Source organism: Streptomyces sp. NBC_01454 (assembly GCF_036227565.1).
Taxonomy (GTDB): domain Bacteria; phylum Actinomycetota; class Actinomycetes; order Streptomycetales; family Streptomycetaceae; genus Streptomyces.
Window position 1 is genome coordinate 354,214 of the sequence record NZ_CP109460.1, and the last position, 21,389, is coordinate 375,602.

At 72.8% G+C, this 21,389-nt stretch carries 18 protein-coding genes and 1 pseudogene; 9 read left to right on the top strand and 10 right to left on the bottom strand.

Features of this window, described 5'->3' with window-relative positions; genetic code table 11:
• Positions 1-114: 114 nt before the first annotated feature.
• Together OIU81_RS01090 and OIU81_RS01095 are read right to left on the bottom strand one after the other, a co-directional pair.
• Positions 115-1,719 (bottom strand): MFS transporter, encoded by a 1,605-nt coding sequence (locus OIU81_RS01090; RefSeq protein WP_329142137.1) that lies wholly within the window; start codon positions 1,717-1,719, stop codon positions 115-117.
• Positions 1,716-2,531 carry a thioesterase II family protein gene (locus tag OIU81_RS01095; RefSeq protein WP_329142139.1) on the bottom strand — a complete coding sequence of 272 codons (816 nt, stop codon included), beginning with the start codon at positions 2,529-2,531 and terminating at the stop codon, positions 1,716-1,718. Before OIU81_RS01095 ends, OIU81_RS01090 begins: the two co-directional genes overlap by 4 nt.
• Before the next feature lie 406 nt (positions 2,532-2,937).
• Here OIU81_RS01095 and OIU81_RS01100 point away from each other — a divergent pair, with 406 nt between their 5' ends.
• From OIU81_RS01100 to OIU81_RS01115, 4 genes are read left to right on the top strand one after another with little or no spacing between them, the layout of a single operon-like run.
• Positions 2,938-3,906 carry an alpha/beta hydrolase gene (locus OIU81_RS01100; protein WP_329142141.1) on the top strand — a complete coding sequence of 323 codons (969 nt, stop codon included), beginning with the start codon at positions 2,938-2,940 and terminating at the stop codon, positions 3,904-3,906.
• Positions 3,899-5,068 carry an acyltransferase family protein gene (locus tag OIU81_RS01105; protein ID WP_329142142.1) on the top strand — a complete coding sequence of 390 codons (1,170 nt, stop codon included), beginning with the start codon at positions 3,899-3,901 and terminating at the stop codon, positions 5,066-5,068. The genes OIU81_RS01100 and OIU81_RS01105 overlap by 8 nt, the downstream gene beginning before the upstream one ends.
• Before the next feature lie 10 nt (positions 5,069-5,078).
• Positions 5,079-6,395, top strand: coding sequence for a sensor histidine kinase (locus tag OIU81_RS01110; protein ID WP_329142144.1), 1,317 nt, complete (start codon positions 5,079-5,081; stop codon positions 6,393-6,395).
• Entirely contained in the window at positions 6,392-7,063 is a 672-nt protein-coding gene (locus tag OIU81_RS01115; protein WP_329142146.1) for a response regulator transcription factor, read from the top strand. The genes OIU81_RS01110 and OIU81_RS01115 overlap by 4 nt, the downstream gene beginning before the upstream one ends.
• A 111-nt stretch (positions 7,064-7,174) precedes the next feature.
• On the opposite strand, the gene OIU81_RS01120 is transcribed toward OIU81_RS01115, so the two are convergent.
• Positions 7,175-7,627 (bottom strand): MarR family winged helix-turn-helix transcriptional regulator, encoded by a 453-nt coding sequence (locus tag OIU81_RS01120; RefSeq protein ID WP_329142148.1) that lies wholly within the window; start codon positions 7,625-7,627, stop codon positions 7,175-7,177.
• 38 nt (positions 7,628-7,665) lie between these two features.
• Here OIU81_RS01120 and OIU81_RS01125 point away from each other — a divergent pair.
• Positions 7,666-7,743, top strand: a pseudogene (locus tag OIU81_RS01125) (nuclear transport factor 2 family protein); the annotation flags it as partial.
• A gap of 77 nt (positions 7,744-7,820) precedes the next feature.
• Here the strand turns inward: OIU81_RS01125 and OIU81_RS01130 are convergent.
• Positions 7,821-8,552 (bottom strand): TetR/AcrR family transcriptional regulator, encoded by a 732-nt coding sequence (locus OIU81_RS01130; protein ID WP_329154780.1) that lies wholly within the window; start codon positions 8,550-8,552, stop codon positions 7,821-7,823.
• Positions 8,553-8,763: 211 nt separating this feature from the next.
• Between OIU81_RS01130 and OIU81_RS01135 the strand changes: the two genes are divergently transcribed.
• Positions 8,764-9,720 carry an NAD-dependent epimerase/dehydratase family protein gene (locus tag OIU81_RS01135; RefSeq protein WP_329142150.1) on the top strand — a complete coding sequence of 319 codons (957 nt, stop codon included), beginning with the start codon at positions 8,764-8,766 and terminating at the stop codon, positions 9,718-9,720.
• Positions 9,721-9,817: 97 nt separating this feature from the next.
• Here the strand turns inward: OIU81_RS01135 and OIU81_RS01140 are convergent, their stop codons facing one another.
• Entirely contained in the window at positions 9,818-10,360 is a 543-nt protein-coding gene (locus OIU81_RS01140; protein WP_329142152.1) for a DUF4232 domain-containing protein, read from the bottom strand.
• A gap of 479 nt (positions 10,361-10,839) precedes the next feature.
• On the opposite strand from OIU81_RS01140, the gene OIU81_RS01145 reads away from it, so the two are divergent.
• Positions 10,840-13,026: an FUSC family protein gene (locus OIU81_RS01145; protein WP_329154782.1), complete on the top strand. Its 2,187-nt coding sequence runs from the start codon at positions 10,840-10,842 to the stop codon at positions 13,024-13,026.
• A gap of 8 nt (positions 13,027-13,034) precedes the next feature.
• On the opposite strand, the gene OIU81_RS01150 is transcribed toward OIU81_RS01145, so the two are convergent.
• The 4 genes from OIU81_RS01150 to OIU81_RS01165 form a co-directional block, all read right to left on the bottom strand.
• Complete coding sequence (locus OIU81_RS01150; RefSeq protein ID WP_329142155.1) at positions 13,035-14,231, bottom strand: IS110 family transposase; 1,197 nt, start codon at positions 14,229-14,231, stop codon at positions 13,035-13,037.
• Between the two features lie 263 nt (positions 14,232-14,494).
• Positions 14,495-16,915, bottom strand: coding sequence for an excinuclease ABC subunit UvrA (locus tag OIU81_RS01155; RefSeq protein ID WP_329142158.1), 2,421 nt, complete (start codon positions 16,913-16,915; stop codon positions 14,495-14,497).
• A gap of 327 nt (positions 16,916-17,242) precedes the next feature.
• On the bottom strand, positions 17,243-17,599 hold the full coding sequence (locus OIU81_RS01160) for a VOC family protein (protein WP_329142160.1): 357 nt from the start codon (positions 17,597-17,599) through the stop codon (positions 17,243-17,245).
• A gap of 93 nt (positions 17,600-17,692) precedes the next feature.
• Positions 17,693-18,442 (bottom strand): ribonuclease H family protein, encoded by a 750-nt coding sequence (locus OIU81_RS01165; protein WP_329142163.1) that lies wholly within the window; start codon positions 18,440-18,442, stop codon positions 17,693-17,695.
• A gap of 91 nt (positions 18,443-18,533) precedes the next feature.
• Here OIU81_RS01165 and OIU81_RS01170 point away from each other — a divergent pair, with 91 nt between their 5' ends.
• Entirely contained in the window at positions 18,534-18,683 is a 150-nt protein-coding gene (locus tag OIU81_RS01170; RefSeq protein ID WP_329142166.1) for a hypothetical protein, read from the top strand.
• Positions 18,684-18,888: 205 nt separating this feature from the next.
• Here the strand turns inward: OIU81_RS01170 and OIU81_RS01175 are convergent, their stop codons facing one another.
• On the bottom strand, positions 18,889-19,566 hold the full coding sequence (locus OIU81_RS01175) for an AIM24 family protein (RefSeq protein WP_329142168.1): 678 nt from the start codon (positions 19,564-19,566) through the stop codon (positions 18,889-18,891).
• Positions 19,567-20,001: 435 nt separating this feature from the next.
• Between OIU81_RS01175 and OIU81_RS01180 the strand changes: the two genes are divergently transcribed.
• Positions 20,002-21,345 (top strand): sugar transferase, encoded by a 1,344-nt coding sequence (locus OIU81_RS01180; RefSeq protein WP_443074110.1) that lies wholly within the window; start codon positions 20,002-20,004, stop codon positions 21,343-21,345.
• Positions 21,346-21,389: the final 44 nt, after the last annotated feature.

Consider the following 21,389-nt stretch of genomic DNA (forward strand, 5'->3'; position numbering starts at 1 on the left):
TCCGGACGGGCGGGCGGCACCGCGGGCGGTGCGCGGGGGTCGGTCGGCGCGTCTTCCACTGTCGCCGACCGGGTCCCCGGGCACCGGGCGTGAAGGCACCTCCGAACGAGTGGCTCATCGCCCGGTGGCGCCGGGTGTGCGCTCCCGGTCCGCGGCCATGGCGGGCGGGGCCGGCGCCGGTGTGGCGCCGTACTCGGCAGGGGGACGGGGCGGCCGGCCGAGCCAGCGGGCGGCCGCCACGGCCGTGAGCAGGGTGACGGCCCCGGCGACGACGGCGGTGAGCGTCATCGCGTCGGTGAAGGCGCTGCGGGCGGCGGCCAGCACGCCGGCACGCAGTGGTGGGGGAAGGTGCCGCGCCTGTTCGGGGACGGACAGCATGCTGTGTTCGGCCGCCGCCGTCACGGGCGCGGGGGCGTGCAGACCCGTCAGGGACGTACTGAACCGGGAGGTGAAGACGGCCGCGAGCAGGGAGCCCTGAACCGCCACGCCGAGGGCGGAGCCGACCTGGCGGGTGGCGTCGTTGATGGCCGATCCGAGTCCGGCCCGTTCGGTGGCGACCGAGCCCATCACCGACTCGGTGGCCGCCGCCGCGACGAGCCCCGCGCCGACGCCCGCGACCAGCTGGAAGGCCGCGCAGTGCGGGTAGCCGGAGTCGGGGGTGGTGGTGGCCAGGACCGCGAAGCCGGCCGTGACGAGTGTCAGGCCGGCGACGACGGGGACCCGGCCGCCCAGCCGGTTCCGCAGGGGCACGGCGCACCCCGCGCCGAGCGCCAGTCCGCCCGGCAGCGGCAGCGTCCGCAGACCGGCCTGCCAAGGGCTGAAGCCGAGCACCCCCTGGAGATAGAGCGTCAGCACGAACAGTGCCCCGAACATGGCGAAGGACATCAACGCCAGGGCCGCCGCCGCCACTCCGATGCCCGGCACCCGCAGCAGATACAGCGGCAGCATGGGGGCGGGCGTGCGCAGCTGCCGGGCGACGAAGGCGGCCAGCAGCAGCGCGGCGGCGGCGAATCCGGTCAGGGCCGCCGGGCTGGTCCAGCCGCGGTGCGGGCTCTCGGTGATGGACCACACCAGCGCCAGCAGCCCCGCGGCGGACAGGACGGCGCCGGGCACGTCGAAGCCGGCGCGGCGCACCGTACGGGACTCGGGCACCAGCACCAGGGCGAGGACGACGAGGACGCCGGCGAGTGGCAGATTGATCCAGAAGGCGGCGCGCCAGGAGAAGTGCTCCACCAGCCAGCCCCCGATGACCGGACCGCACAGGCCCCCCATGCCGCCGACCGCGGCCCATGCGGCGATCGCCCGGCTGCGCAGCCGGGGTTCGGGGAACAGGTGGTGGAGGACCGCCAGGGTCGCCGGCATCAGCAGCGCGGCCCCGGCCCCCATGACGCAGCGGGCGGCGATCACCTGCCCGGGGTGGCCGGCCAGCGCGCCGACCGGTGAGGCGCCCGCGCAGACCGCCACTCCGCAGACGAAGGAGCGGCGCCGGCCCCAGGCGTCAGTGAAGGCGCCCACGGCCAGCACCGTTCCGCCCAGGACGACGGCGTAGCCGTCCACGATCCACTGCACCTGGGCGGTGGAGGTGTCGAGGTCGCCCTGGAGGCCGGGGACGGCGACATTGAGGACGGTCAGATCCAGGCCGAGCATGAACAGCCCGAGGCACACCACGGCGGCCGCGCCCGTACGCCGGGCACCTCCGGCCTGCCCGGTGGCCGTCATGCCGTGGCCACCGGGTGCCGGGTGACCGTGCCGAGGACGCCGGTCAGGTGCCCGACCAGTTCCTTGGCCGCCGTCTGCGGATAGCTGTGCCCGCCGGGGAAGAGGTGTACGTCGGCCGGGGTGGTGACCAGGTCGCTCCAGGCCTGGAGCTGGCGCGGATCGGTGACGGGGTCGTGCTCGCCGCCGTAGAGCACCAGGGGCACCTGGAGGGGCGGCTCCGGGTGGTGCCGGTAGTGCAGGAGCAGCAGCAGGTCGGCCAGCAGCGGGGTGCAGGCCGCGGCCATCAGGCGGGCGTCGGCGAGCAGTTGCTCGGGGATCGGGCCGACGAGTTCGTCAAGGCCCGCGAGACCGGCCGTCAGACGCGGCGGCAGGTCCGCGGTGTAGGCGTCGAGATGCGGCGCCGACAGGGAGGACACCGCCAGCAGCGCGGGCGGGCGGCCATGGGTGCGCCGCAGATGGCGGATCGCCTCGTAGGCCAGCAGCGCGCCCGCGCTGTGCCCGAAGACCGCGAACGGCCGGGGGTCGGTCCAGTCGTCTAGCACCGCCGCCAGCCGGGCGCTCAGATACGCGGGATCGGTCAGCGACGGTTCCCCGGCGCGGGTGCCACGGCCGGGCAGCGCCACGGAACACAGCTCGACCCAGGGCGGCAGCAGCGGCACCCACCGCAGATAGCAGTCCGGGCCGGCCCCGGCGGGCGGCAGGGCGTACAGCCGCATCGAGGCCCGCGGGCGGGCGGCCAGCACGACGCGTTCCGGCACCGCCGACGCCGCGGCCGACGCCGTGGCCGTCTCCTGTGGGAAACCGACACCCATGACTCACGCCCTTCGCCTCGCGCTCCGCCGTTCGCCGCTCCGCCCCGGCCCCGCCGTCCGCCCGGCAGAGCCGCGGACGGCCGTGGTACTCCGGCCGGGCACCGCACCGGTGCCCACGCCGACCCTGCACTCCCCCGCCCGCTCACTCCACACACCACGCAAGGCGCCGGGCCCGTCTGACACCAACGGCGGCAGCCGTCGCCGTCAGCGGACGCCGGCCCCGGGGGTGCGGGGCGCGTCGCACCGGGCCGCCGTGCGCCGTCCGTTCGGGGGCGCCGCCCCCTACCCCTAGTACTTGAGAGCCAGGCGGGAAGTGCGCTCCCGGGCGGGACGTGGATCAACCGGTGCGCTTCATAGCGTGCGTCCCGGAAGCACGACGGCTTCCGTGACGGAAGGACCGATCCCCATGGCGTCCCGCCCGCGCAGCGGCAGACTGCTGCGTACCCTGCTCGCCGCGCTCGTGGCCGCCTCGGTGGCCGTGCCCGTGTCCGGCGCGGCCCGCCCCGCGGCCGTCCCGGCGCCCGCGCCGGTGGCGCTCGCCCCGTTGCGGGCGGTCGGCCCCGGCGGCCTCGCCGGGCGCTATGCCGTCAACCGTGCCGGCATCCGCGCGGCGGCCCGGATGGCCGAGGGCCACGGCGACCGGGCACGGGTCCGGGCGCTGCGCCGGATGGCGGGCCCGGAGCGGCAGTTCCTGTCCTTCGACGGCCGCGGCGGGGGCCGCACCGCCGAGGTCCTCGGCGATCTGACGCGGGCCGAGCGGATCGCCGTCCTGGTACCGGGCTCGGACACCAACCTCGACACCTACGAGCGGTTCCTGAAAGGCGCGACGGCGCTCCGGCGGTCGCTGGACGCACGCACCGCCGTGGTCGCCTGGCTCGGGTACGAGACGCCGGGCACGGTGAGCCCCGACGTGCTGACGACCGGGCTCGCCGACGCGGCCGCCCCGCAACTCCGCGCGTTCCTCGGCGACATGGCGGCACTGCGGCCCGCGGCCCGGATCTCCGTGCTGTGCCACTCCTACGGTTCGGTGGTCTGCGGCCGCGCCGCGCCGGGGCTGGCGGTGGCGAACCTCGTGCTGTACGGCAGCCCCGGCGCCGGGGCCGAGAGTGCCTCCGCCCTGCACACCCGGGCGGCCGTGTGGGCCGGCCGGGGCGCGGACGACTGGATCGCCCACGTGCCGCACGGCCGGCTGCATCTCCCCTTCGCCACCCTGGGGTTGGGCGCCGATCCGGTGTCGGACGCCTTCGGGGCGCGGGGCTTCGCGGCCGGCGCCGGCGGCCACAGCGACTATCTCGCGCCCGGCTCCGTCGCGCTGCGCAACATCGCCCGGATCGTCTCCGGACGGGCACCGTCCGAGGGGCATCGTGATGCGTGAGCTCGCCCGGCGGATCGCCGCCGCCACTCCGGAGGGCCGGGACCGTGCCGTCGACGCCCTGCGGGCGCTCGCCATCCTGGGTGTGGTGCTCGGGCACTGGCTGGTGACCGCCCTCGTGACGGACAGCGGCGCGGTGCACGGGGCCAGCCCGCTGCACTCCATGCCGCAGCTCACGCCCGTCTCCTGGGTCTTCCAGACCCTGGCGGTCTTCTTCCTGGTCGGCGGCCGGGTGGCGGCGCGCAGTCATGCCTCGGCCCGTGCCCGGGGCGAGAGGTACGGGCGGTGGCTCGGCGCCCGTACGGCCCGGCTGTTGCGGCCGGTCGCGGCCGTGCTGGTGCTCTGGGGCGTGGTGGCGGTCGCCCTGCTCGCCTCCGGAGCCCGGGTGGAGACCGTCAGCACCCTGGGCACCCTGGTGTGCTCCCCGCTCTGGTTCCTGCTGGTCTTCACCGCGCTGACGGCGGCGACCCCGCTGGTCGCCCGGCTGCACCCGTTGTGGCCACTGGCCGTCGTCCTCCATGTCGACCTGCTCCGCTTCGGGTTGGGGGGTCCGGCGTGGCTCGGCTGGATCAATGTGCCCGTGGGCTGGCTGGTTCCGTACTGTCTGGGCGCGGCCTGGGCGCACGGGCGGCTGGCCGGCCGCTCGACCGGCTGGGTGCTGTTGCTCGGCGGCGCCGCCGCCACCGCCGGCCTCGTCGGGTGGGCCGGATATCCGGCCGCGATGGTCGGGGTGCCGGGCGCCGCGATATCCAACCTCAACCCGCCCACCCTCGCGGTCGTCACCTTCGGTCTGGCCCAGTGCGGGGCGGCCCTGCTGCTGCTCGGTCCCCTGCGCCGGGTCCTGCGGCGCCCCCTGGTCTGGGCGCCGGTGGCGCTGTTGAACCTCGCGGCGATGACGGTCTTCCTGTGGCACCAGACGGCGATGATGGCGGTCACCGCGCTCGGCCTGCTCGCGGGCCGGCCGCTCCCCGGACTGCACACGGCCCCCGACGGCGCGGCGTGGGTGCTCGCCCGGCTGGCCTGGCTGCCGGTGTTCGGGCTGGCGCTGCTGGTGTGCCTGGCCGCGTTCCGGGCCTACGAGCAGGGCCGCGCGGGGCGGCGCGGGCGTTCCCGGCCGGTATCCGAGCTGCGCCCCGCCCGGCCGGCGCAGACACCGCGTGTCTAGGGTGGTTCACATGGTCACGGGGGGCGGGAAAAGCGGGGAACCGCGGCTGCGGGCGGTGCTGTTGGCGGTGCCGCGTACGCTGCGCGACGATCTGTGGACGGCGGCGGCCGATCCGCTGCCGAGGATGCGGGGGCCCCGCCTGCTGGCCCGGCTGCCGCATGTGGTGATCGGCGTCCTCGTCTATGCGACAGCCGTCCTCAACACGGACTTCCTCGCCCATGTCTACGGGCTGGAGATGGGCCTGGCGCTGCTGCTCTCGCTGTGTCAGTCCCTCGCGCTGTTCGCGGCCATGTTCCGTCCGATACCGGCCTGGTGGGTGTCGACGGCGGCGATGGTCGTCGCGGCGCGGGCCGCGGGGAACGGGCTCCCCGGGCCGGAGGGCTTCCCCTGGACCGAACCGGGTCTCCTCGTGCAGGCCGCGACGGTGTTCCTGCTGGCGCTGCGGGTACGCCCGCGGGTCGCGGCCGAGGCGCTGGGTCTCCACGTCCTGGCCGGACTGTGCTGTCTGACGTTCCTCGGACCGGGCCACCACGAGAACGTGACGCAGGCAGTCCCGCTGCTGATCATCGCGACGGTGCTGGGGGCCGCACTGCGCGGCCGCCGGGTGGCGCGCACCCAGCTCGTCGAACAGGAGGAGCTCACCGCCGAGGAGCGGGCCCGGCGCACTCTGCTGGAGGAGCGCCACCGGATCGCCCGGGAGCTGCACGACGTGGTCGCCCACCACATGTCGGTGATCTCCATCCAGGCACAGGTCGCCCCGCATCTCGTCGCGGACCCCACCGACGAGCTGAAGGAGAACCTCGCGGGCATCCGCACGAACGCCGTCGACGCGCTGCGCGAACTCCGCCGGGTACTGGGCGTGTTGCGCTCCGAGGACCCTGCGGCGGAGGGCGTACGGCATGCCCCGCAGCCCACCCTGGACCGGCTGGACGAACTGCTCGACAATGTGCGGGCGGCCGGACTGGCCGTCACCACCGAGTCCACCGGCGAGCCGCACGCGCTGTCGCCGGGGGCCGAGCTGTCGGCGTTCCGCATCGTCCAGGAGGCACTGAGCAACGCGATGCGGCACGCGCCCGGCGCGGCGGTGCGGGTGCGGCTCGGATACGCACCCGACGGTCTCACCCTCCACGTCACCAACACCGCGCCGGCCGGGCCCGCCCCGCCCTCCCCCGGCTCCGGGCACGGGCTGCTGGGCATGCGCGAACGCACCGCGATGCTCGGCGGCGAACTGGCCGCCGGCCCCACCCCGGACGGCGGCTACGAGGTGGCCGCCCTCCTGCCCGCCCCCGCGAGACAACCGGCCGAGACCGGTGAGGACACCCCATGACGACCATCCGTGTGCTGATCGCCGACGACCAGATGATGGTCCGCCAGGGATTCACCGTGCTGCTCAACGCCGAACCCGGGATCGAGGTCGTCGGCCAGGCCGTGGACGGTCTCGACGCCGTCGCGAAGACCGCCGAACTCGCCCCGGACGTCGTCCTGATGGACGTCCGGATGCCCCGCCTCGGCGGCATCGAGGCCACCCGCCGCCTCACCGGGCCGGCCGGCGCCACCGTCAAGGTCCTCGTCCTGACCACCTTCGACCTCGATGAGTACGTGTACGAGGCGCTGCGCGCGGGCGCCTCCGGCTTCCTGCTCAAGGACGCCTCGGCGGCCGAACTCGCCCAGGCGGTACGGGTGGTGGCGGCCGGCGACGCCCTGCTCGCCCCGAACATCACCAAGCGCCTGATAGCCGAGTTCTCCCGGGTGACCAGCGCCCCGCGCACCCCGCTCAAGGACCGGGTGGGCACTCTGACGGAACGGGAGACCGAGGTCCTGTCACTGATCGCCCAGGGCCTGTCGAACGGGGAGATCGCGGAGCGGCTGGTGGTGGCGGAACAGACGGTGAAGAGCCATGTGGGCCGCATCCTGGTCAAGCTGGGCCTGCGCGACCGGACCCAGGCCGCCGTCTTCGCCTACGAGACGGGGCTGATCCGGCCGGCCGGATACTGAACCTCGGCCTGCGGCACAGGTACCGGTCCGCCACCCGCACACCCCCGGCAAGCGGACCTCCGCCGGCCGATCGTCAGTCGGTCGCCAGTCGGTCGCCACCGACGCCGGACGCTACTTCACGTCCTTGAAGGGCCCCTCATCGAGGAACTTGCGCAGATTCCGGGCGAAGGACCGCGCCTCCCCCTCGGGCCAGGAACTCAGGGACTCCTCGATGCGCGCGGCAAGGCGCGTGCGCATCAGCGCCACCGTCTCGGTGCCCTGATCGGTGAGCGTCAGCAGAACGGCCCGCCGGTCGGCGGGGTCCGGTGCGCGCCGTACGAGGCCGGCCGCCTCCAGACGTGAGGCGCGTCGGCTGACGCCGGACCGGTCCAGGCCCACCGCGGTGGCCAGGTCGGCGGCGCTGCAGGGTCCCGTTCTGGCCAGTCCGCTCAGCACCGGATAGGTGACCTCGTCGACGCCCTCGCCGATGTTCTCGGTCAGGGCTTGGTACAGGTTGGCCCGCAGGGTGCGCTTGAGCAGGTCGCCCAGGGCTTCGGCGACCGCGTGACCCATCTCGTTTTCCATACCCCCAGGATAGCGTGCGCCGCGCACACATGTGGTGCCGGTTCCGGCGCATCGAGGAAACCACGCTCATGCTGGACGGCAGCGAAGCGGACCGAAACCTCGGAAGCGCTCGCTGAGCGGCGCCGCCGACGGGAAGCACTCCACCACGGGGCACAATCCGGCCTGTACGAACGCTTCCTGACGGAAAGTCAGGTCACGGACGCCCGGGCCCCTGGAGCCCGAAGGAGTCGGCCAGGGTGTCGATCTGCGCGACGAGGAGCGTCGACGCCTGGTGTCCCATGCCGGCGTACTGGCCGGACACCTCCAGGCCGACCGTGCCGTGCAGCTGCGACCAGGCCAGCACCGTACCGGCGAGGGCGATGGCCGCCGCCCCGTCCTGCGGTGGCAGCCCGGTGTACTGCGCCACCCAGTCGGCGATGCCGGCGTCCTTGCGCACCCAAGCGGCCATTTCGGCGACGACCGGCCGCATCGCCTCCGCGGGCACACCGGTGGCGAACACCGTCAGGAACGGTCCCAGCACGGCCCGCGCGCGCCGCAGGGTGTCGGGCGGAGCCGCGTAACCGGGGAGCGGGGTGCCCTGGATCAGGAGATAGCGGTGCGGCTGCGCGACGGCCCAGCCCCGGTAGGCGTCGGCCAGGGCATGCAGGGCCGCCCGCGCGTCCCCGGCGGACGCTGCGCCGCCGACCCCCTCGGTGACCTGCGCGACGTCGTCGTAGGCGTCCCGGATCAGCTCCCCCAGCAGATCGTCCCGACCTGCGAAGTAGCGGTACAGGGCCGGCCCGGAGAGCCCCAGCTCCTTGGCGATCCGGGTGAGCGCCACCGCCTGCACGCCACCCTCGGCGAGCTGCTGCAGCGCGGCCGTCTTGATCTCCGCACGGTTCTGCTCGCGGTAGCGCGCCCGGGGGCTTCGTACCTCGGCGGCCATGTTCTCCTCCTGCGTCGCGGCGGGGTGGGACGGCAAGCGTGAGCCGCCCTCGCGCATCGTATCCATCACCTCTCTTGCGATGCTCCATCACAATAGTTATGGTCTCTAACAGAAGCGAGGAGGGGCAACGGAATCCCGCTGTACCGCCCCTCACCCGCCTTCACCCGCTCCCGCTCGGCTCCACCCGCCGCTCCACAGAGAAGGAATCGCCATGTCTACTGCCGCCCGCCCTCTCCACGCCGTCCTGGGTGCCGGTCCGGCCGGCACCACGCTCGCCGCCGAACTCGTCCGCCGGGGGCACGCCGTCCGGCTGGTCAGCCGCTCGGCGCCGGAGAACGCCCCCGAGGGCGTGCAGTGCCTGGCCGCCGATGTGAGCACGCCGGAGGGGGCGCTGACCGCCGTCGAGGGCGCCGAGGTGGTGTACCACTGCGTGAACGTCGCCTATCACCAGCAGGTCGAGGTCATGCCCCGGGTCCAGCAGGCGGTGCTGGCCGCCGTCGGGACCACCGGCGCGCGACTGGTCGTCCTGGACACGCTGTACCCCTACGGCCGTACGCACGGCGAGGTGATGACGGAGGACAGCCCCTGGCAGGCGACGAGCCGTAAGGGTGTGATGCGGGCGCAGCTGGACGAGGCCTACCTCGCCGCCCACCGCGCGGGGCAGGCCCATGTCGTCCTCGGCCGGTCGGCCGACTTCGTCGGGCCCGGCGTGCTCAACTCGACGCTCGGCGGCACGGTGTTCCCGCCCGCGCTGACCGGCGGCGAGGTCCTCGGGCTGGGCGACGTCGACCTCCCGCACAGCTACACGGCCATCCAGGACGTGGCGAAGGGACTGGCCGTCCTCGGCGAAGACCCGGCAGGCGACGGCCGCGTATGGCACCTGCCCACCGCGCCCGCCCGCACCACCCGCGAGATCCACTCGATGATCGAGGAGCGGGTGGGCCGCCCGCTGCAATCGGTGATCCTCACCGAGCCCCGCCCCTTCGGCCCGTTCGACGAGACCTTCATGAACGAGTACGCGGAGATGTTCTACCAGCACACCGAGCCGCAGATCGTGGACTCCTCGGCCTTCGCGCGCGCCTTCGGCATCCGCCCGACGCCGCTGGAGACCACGCTCGACGTCACCCTCGACTGGTACCGCGCGCTGCTGGCCGGCACGCGGAACTGAGCGGCCGCGGGGAGCCGTTGACGCCCCTGGGCGGACGGACGCACAGACACCGGGGGCCGACGCGTGATGCGCCGGCCCCCGGTCGTTGTGGCTGCGGTCAGGAGGCGCTGGGCGGGGTTGCCGACCAGGCGGTCACGGACAGGGCGGCGCCGTCGACGTCGTTGGCGAAGGGCAGGATGCCGTGGGCGTTGCCGCCCGACGGGGAGACCTGGAGGTACTTGGCCTTCGCGGACGGTCCGGCGTGTGTCCAGACGAGATCGGCGTAGGCGCTCTTGCCCGGCTTGAGGGTGACGCGGTGCGCGCCCGGGTCCTTGGCGAAGTAGGTGTCACCGCGGTGCACCGTGGTCTTCATGGCCGAGTGCCCGGCGCCCTCCAGCGCCAGCCCCGGGTAGCCGGATATCGCGCAGGTGCTCGTGCCGGTGTTGGTCACCCGCAGGTAGGTGCCCTGGTGGTTCATGCCGGCCTGGCTCGAACCCGCGGTGGTGGTCGTGACCTTCAGCGTCCCCGGACCGCACGCGCCGGCGGCCGCCCCGCCGGATCCGGCCGGGCCCGCCGCGGCGGCGATGCCCGCACTCGCCCCCGCGGCCAGCACGACAGCGGCGGTGACGGTGACAGCGGTACGCAGACCACGGATGGTCATCAGTCATCAACTCCTTCTTCTCCGGCATCCGGAGACATGGTGGTGCCCGGCCCACCCCCGGTCCCGCACGGTGCGGCGCGCTGCCGCCGCGCGGGGCACCGGGCAGGGTGCCCCGCGGGCGGCAGCGCAGGACCGTCGGTCCCGGCGGTGGGTTGTGCTTTTCCGCGCCCCCCACCCTGGGCGCCCCCACTGATGCTCGACTAACGCCTCACTAACACCCGAAATACGCAAAGGGGCCGAGCAGCTCAGGGAGGAGGGGAAGGGGTGCGGGGCGCGGATCCGGCAGGTGGGGTGCGGTGTGGTGCGGCCGGGCCGGGCACGAGGCGGCTGAAGCCGGTCCGAGCAGACGTGCGATGCTGGGGCACCGGGGATCATGGCAAGAAGTGGGAGCGTACGGCAGCGTGGTGGCAGCGATACGACGGGCTGGTACGAACACCTGGGACCGCTTCGCGGCATCCGACCCGGGGTTGCTGCGGCTGATGGCGGGACTGCGGACGGTCGGGGCGATCGTGCTCACCCTCCTGGTCCTCGCACTGCTCGGCACCGGCGTCCCCTTGATGGTCGCGGGCGCGATGGTCGCCATGGTGTCCACCTTCGCGATCCGGGAGAAGGAGGTGCGCGGCCAGGCGGTCACACTGGCGCTCGGCCTGCCCGTCGCGCTCACCGCGATGTCGCTGGGTGCGCTGCTGCACGCCCTGGTCGTGGCCGGCGATGTGTTCTTCGTGCTGCTGATCTTCGGCGCCGTCTACTCCCGCCGCTTCGGTGACCGCGGCACCGCACTCGGTCTGATCGGGTTTCAGGTCTACTTCATCTCGCTGTTCGTGCATGCGAGCGTCCCCACCCTTCCGGTGCTGTATCTGACGCTGGCCGTCGCCTTCGGGTGCAGCGCCCTCGTCCGGTTCGCCGTCGTCCCGCAGACTCCCCAACGCACCCTGGGCCGGCTGCGCGAGGCCTTCCGGGCCCGTCTCGCCCAGCTGCTGGCCACCCAGCACGAGCTGCTGGACGTGGAACCCGACGAGCTGGACAAGGTCCTCGACGACCTGCGGCGGCACACCGCCCGGCTGCACGAGGCGGCGCTGATGATCCAGGGCCTCCTGGAGGAGGGAACGCGGGACGAGGCCGCGGCGGGGCTGATACAGCGCCGCGTGGCGGAGGCCGAGATCGCCGCCGAGCGGCTGGGCATGCTGCTGCTCAACGCCCGCAGCGCCGGGCGCGCGGACACCCTCACCATGCATCTGCCGCATGCGCCCGTGCCCGCCACGGGCACCCGCATACGGACCGAGGACGACGCGATCCGCACCCTGCGCCGGGACCTCAACGCCCTGCTCCTGCTGATCGCCCGGACCGCGCCGGGCGAGCGCGGCACCGCACTCGCGCATGTACGCAACCGGCTGCTCGGCTACCGGGACGAGGACAATCTGCCGCCGGCCTCCCCCGCCGTCCAGGACGTCTTCCGCGGGCTCGGTGAGGCCGCGCGTTCCGTCCTGGGTCTGCGGCTGGCACTGGACGGGCCGCAGGACGAGTCCGACGACAGCCCGGCCACCACGCGCTCACGCGAGGAGTTCGACGCCGAGGACCTCGCGATCGTCGTCGCCGAGGAGGCCGAGGAGCCGGCGGACGACCGTACCGGGCTGCAACGGCCCACCACCCGGGCCGCGTTCCAGGTCGCCGTGGGCTCGACCCTGGCCATGATCGGCGGCGAGTTCCTGTCCAGCCAGCGCTGGTACTGGGCCGTGCTGACCTGCTGGGTGGTCTTCCTCAACACCGCGTCCACCGGCGAGATCCTGGTCAAGGGCTACCGCCGGCTGGTGGGCACGGTGCTCGGCGTGGTCGCCGGTGTCGCGCTCGCCGGGCTCGTCGGCAACCACACCTGGATCGCGTTCGCGCTGGTGCTGCTCTGCATCTTCGGGATGTTCTTCACCGCGCCGCTGTCCTACGCGCTGATGTCCTTCTTCGTCACCACGATGCTCGGACTGCTCTACACCCTGCTCAACACCTACAGCCTCGATGTGCTGGTGCTGCGCATCGAGGAGACGGCGCTGGGTGCCGCCTGCGGGATCATCGGCGCGGTGCTGGTGCTGCCGGTGCACACCGACCGCCGTACGGACGAGCTGCTGGGCACGGTGCTGGTCCGGCTGCGGGACGTGGTGTCCGCAGCGGTGGAACAGCTCAGCGGCGGGCCCGCCGTCGACCTGCTGGGCAAGGCACGCGATCTGGACGAGGCGCTGGACGAGCTGCGCGCCTCCATCCAGCCGCTGACCCACCCGATCACACCGCTGCGGGTGCGGCGGCGGACCGCCCGCTATCTGGTGGCGCTCCTGGAGACCTCCGCCTATCACGCCCGTTCCCTGGCGGCGACCGCGGAACTCGTCCCGTTCAGCAAGACCATCGCGGCCGACCCGCGCCTGGAGCGGGCCGGCCGGCGGATCGCGTACAACATCGATCTGATCGTCGCGCGGGTGCTGGAGGAGCGCACCGACGGCGAGGTCCAGTCCGGTGCCAGCATCGCCTCGATGCTGGAAACCGCCGGCTCCGGCGCGCTGCAGTCGGGCACGGTCACCTTCCGCGTGCTGCGGCATCTCCAGCGCCTCGACGAGGGGGTGGTGGGTATCGCCCGCCCCCTCGACGTGCCGGTGGCCGGCCCCGGCGGCGGCAAGGCTTCCTAATGAAGTTGTCAAGCCGCTGTAGCCACTGGGGGTGCGACCTCGTAGCACCGTCGGTCACGGATCAGGGCCCACAGGACGTTGACGCGGCGGCGGGCGAGGGCGAGCACGGCTTGGACGTGCTTCTTTCCCTCGGCGCGTTTGCGGTCGTAGAACTTCCGCGAGTTGGGGTCGCAGCGGACGCTGACGAGCGCGGAGGTGTAGAAGACGCGCTGGAGTCTTCGGTGGTAGGCGACCGGCCGGTGGAGGTTGCCGCTGACCTTGCCCGAGTCGCGAGGCGCGGGCGCAACGCCGGCGAAGGCCGCCAGGGCGTCCGGAGAGTCGAAGTCGTCCAGGCTGCCGCCGACAGCGGCGAGGAATTCCGCTCCCAGCACGGCACCGATGCCGGGGACGCTCTGGACTATGTCGGCGAGTTCGTGCTCGCGAAACCGGCCCTCGATGAGCTTGTCCATCTCGGAGATCTGCTCGTTGAGGGTCATCACCTCCCCGGCCAGGGTGTGGACCAGCTTGGCTATGGTCTTCTCCCCGGGGATGGCGGTGTGCTGCCGCTCTGCTGCCTCAACGGCTGCTTCGGCCAGGGATCTTGCGTTGCGGACGGTGCGGTTGGCCAGCCACTTGGTCAGCCGTGTGACCCCGGCGCGGCGGATCGAGGCCGGACTCTGGTACCCCGTCAGCAGCTTGAGCGGGCCGGTGTTGGTCACGTCCAGGGCCCGTTCCAGGGCGGGGAACATGCTCAGCAGGGTGCCGCGCAGGCGGTTCACGGTGCGGGTGCGGTCCTCGACCAGGTCGGCGCGGCGTCCGGTCAGCAGCTTCAGCTCGATGGCGGCTTCGTCGCCGGGGCGGATGGGCCGCAGGTCGCGGCGCATCCTGGCCTGGTCGGCGATCACGTAGGCGTCGCGGGCGTCGGTCTTGCCCTCGCCGCGGTAGCCGTCGGAGGCCCGGTTCACCAGCCGGCCGGGCATGTACAGGATCTCCTGGCCGTGGTTGACCAGCAGGGCCAGCAGCAGTGCGGGTTCTCCGCCGGTCATGTCGATGGCCCAGGTGACCTGACGCCCGTCGGCCAGGTCGAGGACGTCACCGAGCAGTTTCAGCAGCTCGGGCTCGTCGTTGGCGACCCGCCGCGACAGCAGTGTTTTGCCGTCGGTGTCCAAGGCGAGGCCGTGGTGGTGGCCCTTGCCGCTGTCGATCCCCGCCCATATCCGGCTCATCGTGCTCCTGACGTTCGTGTTCGTACTGTTCGTGCCACGGACGACTTCGCCGGCATTGCTCTACGCAGCGACTTGTTCGCACTTCCTAATCGGCGGCCGAGTCGTCGTGGGGTGCCGGGCGGCGAAGCCTCGCAAGCCACAAGGTGGCAGCCGCCTGACAGCCACACCCAGCACCCCTGGGCGACCCAACCCTACGAATGGCTCGATCAACCCGATCAAGAAGGTAGAGCCGCCTGAGCCGGTCGGCCGCACACCGGAGTGGGTCAGGCGTCGACGTAGGCCGCGAGGTGCTCGCCGGTGAGGGTGGAGCGGGCGGCCACGAGGTCGGCGGGGGTGCCCTCGAAGACGATCCGGCCGCCGTCGTGGCCGGCGCCCGGGCCGAGGTCGATGATCCAGTCGGCGTGCGCCATCACCGCCTGGTGGTGCTCGACGACGATGACCGACCTGCCGGAGTCCACCAGCCGGTCGAGCAGGCCGAGCAGTTGCTCGACGTCGGCGAGGTGCAGACCGGCGGTCGGCTCGTCGAGCACCAGGACGGAGCGGCCGCCGCTCTTCTCTCCCATGTGGGTGGCCAGCTTGAGCCGCTGCCGCTCGCCGCCGGACAGCGTGGTGAGCGGCTGGCCGAGGCTGAGGTAGCCGAGCCCGACGTCGGCGAGCCGGCCCAGGATGCGGTGCGCGGCCGGGGTGTACGCCTCGCCGGCCCCGAAGAACTCCTCCGCCTCGGTCACCGGCATCGCCAGCACCTCGCTGATGTCGCGGCCGCCGAGGTGGTACTCCAGCACCGTCGGCTGGAAGCGCTTGCCCTCGCACTCCTCGCAGGGGGTGACGACGCCGGCCATCATCGCCAGGTCGGTGTAGACGACGCCGGCGCCGTTGCAGTGCGGGCAGGCGCCCTCGGAGTTGGCGCTGAACAGTGCCGGCTTGACGCCGTTGGCCTTCGCGAACGCCTTGCGGACCGGGTCGAGCAGTCCGGTGTAGGTGGCCGGGTTGCTCCGCCGCGAGCCGCGGATCGGGCCCTGGTCGACCGACACCACACCCGCGCCGTCCGCCCCCGGCCGCTGACACAGCGACCCGTACACGAGCGAGCTCTTGCCGGACCCGGCGACGCCGGTGACGACGGTGAGCACCCCGAGCGGTATGTCGACGTCGACGCCCTGCAGGTTGTGCGTCGTCGCGCCGCGGATCTCCCGCGTGCCGGTGTGCTTGCGCACCGTCTCCTTCAGGCGGGCCCGGTCGTCGAAATGGCGGCCGGTGACGGTGCCGCCGGACCGCAGTCCCTCCACGGTTCCCTCGAAGCAGACGGTGCCGCCGGCCGGACCGGCACCGGGGCCGAGGTCGATGATGTGGTCGGCGATCGCGATCGTCTCCGGCTTGTGCTCCACGACGAGCACCGTGTTGCCCTTGTCCCGCAGCCGCAGCAGCAGGGCGTTCATCCGCTGGATGTCATGGGGGTGCAGGCCCGTGGTGGGCTCGTCGAAGACGTAGGTGACGTCGGTGAGCGAGGAGCCGAGGTGGCGGATCATCTTGACGCGCTGCGCCTCGCCGCCCGACAGCGTTCCCGACGGCCGGTCGAGCGAGAGGTATCCCAGCCCGATCTCCACGAACGAGTCGAGCGTCTGCTGGAGCGTCGCCAGCAGCGGCGCGACGGACGGTTCAGCCAGCCCCCGCACCCACTCGGCGAGGTCGCTGATCTGCCGCGCGCACGCCTCGGCGATGGTGATCCCGCCGAACCGCGACGACCGGGCCGCCTCGCTGAGCCGGGTGCCCTCGCACTCGGGGCAGGTGGTGAAGGTCACCGCCCGCTCCACGAACGCCCGGATGTGCGGCTGCAGCGCCTCCTTGTCCTTGGACAGGAACGACTTCTGGATCTTGGGGATCAGCCCCTCGTAGGTGAGGTTCACCCCCTCGACCTTCACCTTGGTCGGCTCCCGGTACAGGAAGTCCTGCATCTCCTTCTTGGTGTACTTGCGGATCGGCTTGTCGGGGTCGAGGAGGCCCGACTCGGCATAAACCCGCACGGTCCAGAAGCTGTCCGACTTCCAGCCGGGGATGGTGAACGCGCCCTCGGCCAGCGACTTGGAGTCGTCGTAGAGCTGGGTGAGATCGATGTCGGAGACCGCGCCCCGGCCCTCGCAGCGGGTGCACATGCCGCCGGTGCGGCTGAAGGTCTGCTTGACCGTTTTGGTCTTCGCGGCACCGCGGTCGACGGTGATCGCCCCGCTCGCCCGGACCGAGGCGACGTTGAAGGCGAACGCGCTGGGCGGACCGATGTGCGGCTGTCCGAGCCGGCTGAAGAGGATGCGCAGCATGGCGTTGGCGTCGGTGACGGTGCCGACCGTGGAGCGCGGGTCGGCGCCCAGGCGCTGCTGGTCGACGACGATCGCGGTCGTCAGCCCGTCGAGCACGTCGACCTCGGGCCTGGCCGGCGTCGGCATGAAGCCCTGCACGAAGGCGCTGTAGGTCTCGTTGATCAGTCGCTGCGACTCCGCGGCGATCGTGCCGAACACCAGCGAGCTCTTGCCCGAGCCGGAGACCCCGGTCAACACCGTCAGCCGGCGCTTGGGGATCTCGACGCTGACGTCCTTGAGGTTGTTCACGCGCGCGCCGTGCACGCGGATCAGATCGTGGCTGTCGGCACCATGCGGCGCGGGCGACTGCGGGTCCGTCCCTGTGGCCATGCTCATCGTCTGTCCATCTGTGAGGCGGAGCCGCCTGCGCGGCCCCCGTCGGCGTCGCCCGGCTCGGTCCGACCGGCTTCGAGCAGGAGAGCCGGCGCTCCTCGGCCGGCGCGATCGCGGCAACGGTACGCCGTCCGGCCGACCGGCGGTATCGGCCGGGGTGGCCGCGCTGGGCTGCCCGCCTGTCGTGCGGGGTGGCGCGACACCCCGGCCGGGCGGCGCGCGCACCTCGCGCCGGGCCCGGATGCGCGCGGGGGTGGATGCCGGGCGGGGGTCGATGCCGCGCGGGGGTGGCTCAGCCCCGGACGGACGGCCGGAAGCGGGGCCCTTCGCTCACGGGTCCTGGAGCAGCCCGAGGACGTTGCCGTCGGGGTCGGTGACGGTGGCCACCAGGCGGCCGCCACCGACGTCGCGCGCGGGCTCCTTCAGCGTGGCACCCGCGGCGGTCACCTCGGCCAGCTTCGCCTCGATGTCCGGCACGTGCCAGTAGGCCACCGGTGCGGTCATGCCCTGCGCCGCACCGCCCGGCACCAGCCCGATGTGCTGGCCCCCGATGTCGAAGCCGACGTAGTAGGACTCGTCGGCCTGCGGCGGTGCGCCGAGCAGGGCGGTGTACACCTCCTTGGCCGCCGCCAGGTCGGACACGGGATGCAGCACGGTCTTGATTCCCTGGGTGGACGAGCTGGTCATGGTGGTCCCTCCTGACGTCGTGGGGTGATGCCCCTGCCGTCACGGTAGCCGCGGGCCGGGGAGTCCGCGCCTTCCCGTTCCCGGCCGGCCCGGTCAGCCGCCTGCCGTGGCCGGGTCCGTCCCGCCCGCGCCGGAGCGGCACGCGGGGTGCCCCCAGCCCTCGTCGTTCTTGGAGATCTGCTCGCCCACCGCGTAGGAGCGGCCACAGCGGCAGCGCCCGGGGAACTTGGCCTTGAGCGTGCGCATCGTCTTGCCCGCGCCGCGCCGCTGCGGCGTCGAGGCCGTCCCCGCGGTGGCGCCGGAGGCACCCCGACGGGCGCCGGCGGGCCGCGCGGCAGCCGGGGCGGCGGGCGGCGACGGGGAGCCGAGCTCGCTGCCGGCGGCCTCCTGGGCGGTCGCCGCCTGGCTCGCGGCCCGGTCGGCGAAGTCGTTCAGCGGATCGCCGTCGACCTGGTGCGCGGGCACATACCGGAACTCCACGGAGCGGCCGGTGAGCAGCGCGTCGATGCGCATCACCAGTTCCTGGTTGGCGACCGGCTTGCCCGCGGACGTCTTCCAGCCCTTGCGCTTCCAGCCGGGCAGCCAGGTCGTGACGGCCTTCATCGCGTACTGGGAGTCCATCCGGATCTCCAGCGGCATGGCCGGATCGGTGGCGGTCAGCAAGCGCTCCAGCGCCGTGAGCTCGGCGACGTTGTTGGTCGCGGTGCCCAGCGGGCCGGCCTCCCACCGCACGACGGTGTCCGCACCGTCGGCGATGACCCAGGCCCAGCCCGCCGGCCCGGGGTTTCCTTTCGACGCGCCGTCACATGCGGCACTCACGCGTTCAGCCATGCGCGCGATCATGCCAGGCGGCGGCGCCCCGGGGCCAAGCCGCCCGGGTCTCCGCCCCGCGCCGGGGGCAGGGGGACGCCCGCACGGCGTGGCTGGAGTCGTCATGACCTACCGGTTCCACGAGAACGATCAGTTCCACCACGAGATCCTGCCGGCCCTGGGTTCCGCCTGGCGGCAGGGCGCGGACATGGTCGAGGTGCCGGCCGCCGCGTCCGCCACGTCCGCCACGTCGGACGGCGATGCCGGGGCCTGACTGTCGACCTGGTCGGCAAAGGAACTGGCCCCCTTCTCCGCGGCGGAGGGCGCGCACCTGCACTGCGAGCCCATGGGCCGCGCGCTCTTCGAGCAGCGGGTCTTCGACCGGCTGGACGCCCGCCTGTCCGAGACGGAGGGACCGCGGGCCGGAGACCGGGATGCGGCCGGTCCTGAGACCGCCGCCCGTTGTGTCTGCCGCAAGGTCAGTTTCCGGTCGACTTCTCCGGACGGAGCTCGCTGGGCCGCACGATGACGAACCCCTCACCGTCCAGCCGGAGTTGGACGGCCTCGCCGGAGCCGCCGCGGAGCATCGAGCCGAGGCTCTGCGAACGGTGCAGTCCGGTCCGCAGCGCGCTGCTCCAGCCGACCACGGCATCGGTGTCGACGAAGACCGGGGACCGCGGGGAGACGGGTATGACGAGGGGGTTGCCCTCACACATCACGCCCAGCTTGCCCTGGCCGCTGAAGACGGAGTTGAAGAGTCCGCCGCCGATCATGCCGGCGCCCTTGACCACCTTGATCTCGTAGGAGAGGGACGGGTCGAAGCACAGCACGTTGCGGCCGTTGACGGTGAGGCCGTCGCCGGCGGCGAGGTCGATGATGAAGCAGTTGGCGGCCTCGTGCGCGAACCACACCTCGCCGCGGCCCCGGACGGCCATCAGTGCCAGCCCCTCGCCGGTGACCGCGCGCTTGAGGAACTTCCCGACGCCCTGCCCCTGCTTCTCGAAGTGCAGATCGCCGCGGTAGGCGATCATCGCGCCCTGTCTCGCGTAACACTCCCCGTCCAGCGCGTATTTGAGCGACTTCGCGTTCTGCTGCACCATGCCGGGTGTGGTGGCCTGCGTCGCCATGTTCTCGGCGGCAAAGAGATCACTGTTCATGAGGGGCATGCTAAAGCGGGGCGCGGCAGGGCGGCCCGGAGACGTCCGACGACGGGTGCCCCAGGCCCACTGCCGGGCCGGATTCCCCCGCCGGCGAGGCGGCTGAAACCGGATCGTGTGTTCCCTGGCTTGTAAACAATGGGACACAAGAACACTCAAAATAGGTAAACCACAGCAGTCAGGCGCAACGTGCTCTAGCGTCACGTCCGACACGGGGCGGTTGTCTGTGCCAGGGGGCGACGGCTGCGCCGGAATGAGGGGACGACCAAGTGGGGGGCCATGGGGTTGTTCGAAGCTGCCGGATCACGGGTGATGGAGTCACCCGCCGGGACAGCCAAGTGGGATCGCGCGCCGGAACACGACAGGGGAGGCAGCCACAAGCCGACCGAACGACGGCTCTTACCGGTGGCATTGGCGGTGGACGCGGTCGGCGCCCTGCTGCCGGTGGCCGCGCTGTGTGTCACGACGCGGCAGCCGCATCCGTTGCTCACGGCGGCGCTGGCCGGTATGTCGTGGCTGGCGGTAGGGGCATCGAAGAATCGTTACTCCAGAGATGAACTGGGTGCGGGTGCCGTGCTGCCCGTCTTCCGGGACTGGCTGACCATGCTGGGCGTGCTGGCCGTTGCCTGCGTCGGCGCGCGGATCGATTTCTCCATCGAGATCTGTGTGCTGGCGCTGCTGCCCTGTCTTGCGCTGGGCGTGGCCCGGCGCAAGCTCGCGCACCGGTATCTGCTGGCCATCCGGCGCCGCGCGCAGGCGCTGCGGCGGGTGCTGATCGTCGGGGAGGCGGGCGCGGTCGATGTGGTGCTCGCGGAGCTGGGGCACCGCACCGATCACGAGTATGTCGTCGTCGGCAGCTGTCTCGTCGGGGACGAGGCCACCGATTCGGCGCTGCCGGTGTGCGACCGGCTCGCGTCCGACGGTGACGCGCCCGAGGGGGCGCTGGACGGGGAGCGGGTGCTCGGCTGTGCCGCCGAACTCGGCGCCGATCTCGTCTTCGTGGCACCGGGCCGTCAGATGTCGGCGGCGCGCGTGCGGCGGCTGGCCTGGGCGCTGCACGACGGGGGCCGGAATCTGGCCATACTTCCGGGCCTGATCGATGTCTCACAGCACCGTGTCCGGCTCGCCAAGGCGGCGGGGCTGACGGTGATGCACATCGACCCGGCGGCGCGGCGGGGCATTCCGGTACTGCTGAAGCAGGCCACCGACCGGCTGGGGGCGTTGCTGCTGCTCATGCTGCTCTCCCCCGTCTTCGCCGCGGTGGCCGCCGCCATACGGTGCACCACTGCGGGCCCGGTGTTCTACTGGCAGATCCGCGTCGGCCAGGATCTGCGGCCGTTCCGGATGTGGAAGTTCCGCACCATGGTGGTCACCGCCGACCGGATGCGGGCCGCGCTGGAGCCGGCCAACGAGCATGACGGGGCGATGTTCAAGATGCGGCGGGATCCGCGGGTGACGCGGGTGGGCCGGCTGCTGCGCCGCTTCTCGCTGGACGAACTGCCGCAGCTCTTCAACGTCCTGGCGGGCCACATGTCCCTGGTCGGGCCGCGGCCGCCGCTGCCCGAGGAGGTCGAGCGGTACGACGGCACGGAGATCCGCCGGCTGTCGGTCAAGCCGGGGCTGACCGGTCTGTGGCAGGTCAGCGGGCGGTCCGACCTCTCGTGGGACGAGACCGTCGCACTGGATCTGAGCTATGTGGACAACTGGTCCTACTCCCGCGACATAGGGGTGCTGGTGCGTACCGTGCGGGCCGTCGTGGACGGGCGTGGTGCGTACTAGCCGCCGTGGCCCGTGGTGTGCGTCCGGTGCCCCGCCGAGGGGCG

What these genes read in the sequence shown, in the direction of transcription:
- OIU81_RS01090 (WP_329142137.1), bottom strand. Translation starts at nt 1,719, where the DNA reads ATGACGGCCACCGGGCAGGCCGGAGGTGCCCGGCGTACGGGCGCGGCC.
- OIU81_RS01095 (WP_329142139.1), bottom strand. Translation starts at nt 2,531, where the DNA reads ATGGGTGTCGGTTTCCCACAGGAGACGGCCACGGCGTCGGCCGCGGCG.
- OIU81_RS01100 (WP_329142141.1), top strand. Translation starts at nt 2,938, where the DNA reads ATGGCGTCCCGCCCGCGCAGCGGCAGACTGCTGCGTACCCTGCTCGCC.
- OIU81_RS01105 (WP_329142142.1), top strand. Translation starts at nt 3,899, where the DNA reads ATGCGTGAGCTCGCCCGGCGGATCGCCGCCGCCACTCCGGAGGGCCGG.
- OIU81_RS01110 (WP_329142144.1), top strand. Translation starts at nt 5,079, where the DNA reads ATGGTCACGGGGGGCGGGAAAAGCGGGGAACCGCGGCTGCGGGCGGTG.
- OIU81_RS01115 (WP_329142146.1), top strand. Translation starts at nt 6,392, where the DNA reads ATGACGACCATCCGTGTGCTGATCGCCGACGACCAGATGATGGTCCGC.
- OIU81_RS01120 (WP_329142148.1), bottom strand. Translation starts at nt 7,627, where the DNA reads ATGGAAAACGAGATGGGTCACGCGGTCGCCGAAGCCCTGGGCGACCTG.
- OIU81_RS01130 (WP_329154780.1), bottom strand. Translation starts at nt 8,552, where the DNA reads ATGGCCGCCGAGGTACGAAGCCCCCGGGCGCGCTACCGCGAGCAGAAC.
- OIU81_RS01135 (WP_329142150.1), top strand. Translation starts at nt 8,764, where the DNA reads ATGTCTACTGCCGCCCGCCCTCTCCACGCCGTCCTGGGTGCCGGTCCG.
- OIU81_RS01140 (WP_329142152.1), bottom strand. Translation starts at nt 10,360, where the DNA reads ATGACCATCCGTGGTCTGCGTACCGCTGTCACCGTCACCGCCGCTGTC.
- OIU81_RS01145 (WP_329154782.1), top strand. Translation starts at nt 10,840, where the DNA reads ATGGCGGGACTGCGGACGGTCGGGGCGATCGTGCTCACCCTCCTGGTC.
- OIU81_RS01150 (WP_329142155.1), bottom strand. Translation starts at nt 14,231, where the DNA reads ATGAGCCGGATATGGGCGGGGATCGACAGCGGCAAGGGCCACCACCAC.
- OIU81_RS01155 (WP_329142158.1), bottom strand. Translation starts at nt 16,915, where the DNA reads ATGAGCATGGCCACAGGGACGGACCCGCAGTCGCCCGCGCCGCATGGT.
- OIU81_RS01160 (WP_329142160.1), bottom strand. Translation starts at nt 17,599, where the DNA reads ATGACCAGCTCGTCCACCCAGGGAATCAAGACCGTGCTGCATCCCGTG.
- OIU81_RS01165 (WP_329142163.1), bottom strand. Translation starts at nt 18,442, where the DNA reads ATGATCGCGCGCATGGCTGAACGCGTGAGTGCCGCATGTGACGGCGCG.
- OIU81_RS01170 (WP_329142166.1), top strand. Translation starts at nt 18,534, where the DNA reads ATGACCTACCGGTTCCACGAGAACGATCAGTTCCACCACGAGATCCTG.
- OIU81_RS01175 (WP_329142168.1), bottom strand. Translation starts at nt 19,566, where the DNA reads ATGAACAGTGATCTCTTTGCCGCCGAGAACATGGCGACGCAGGCCACC.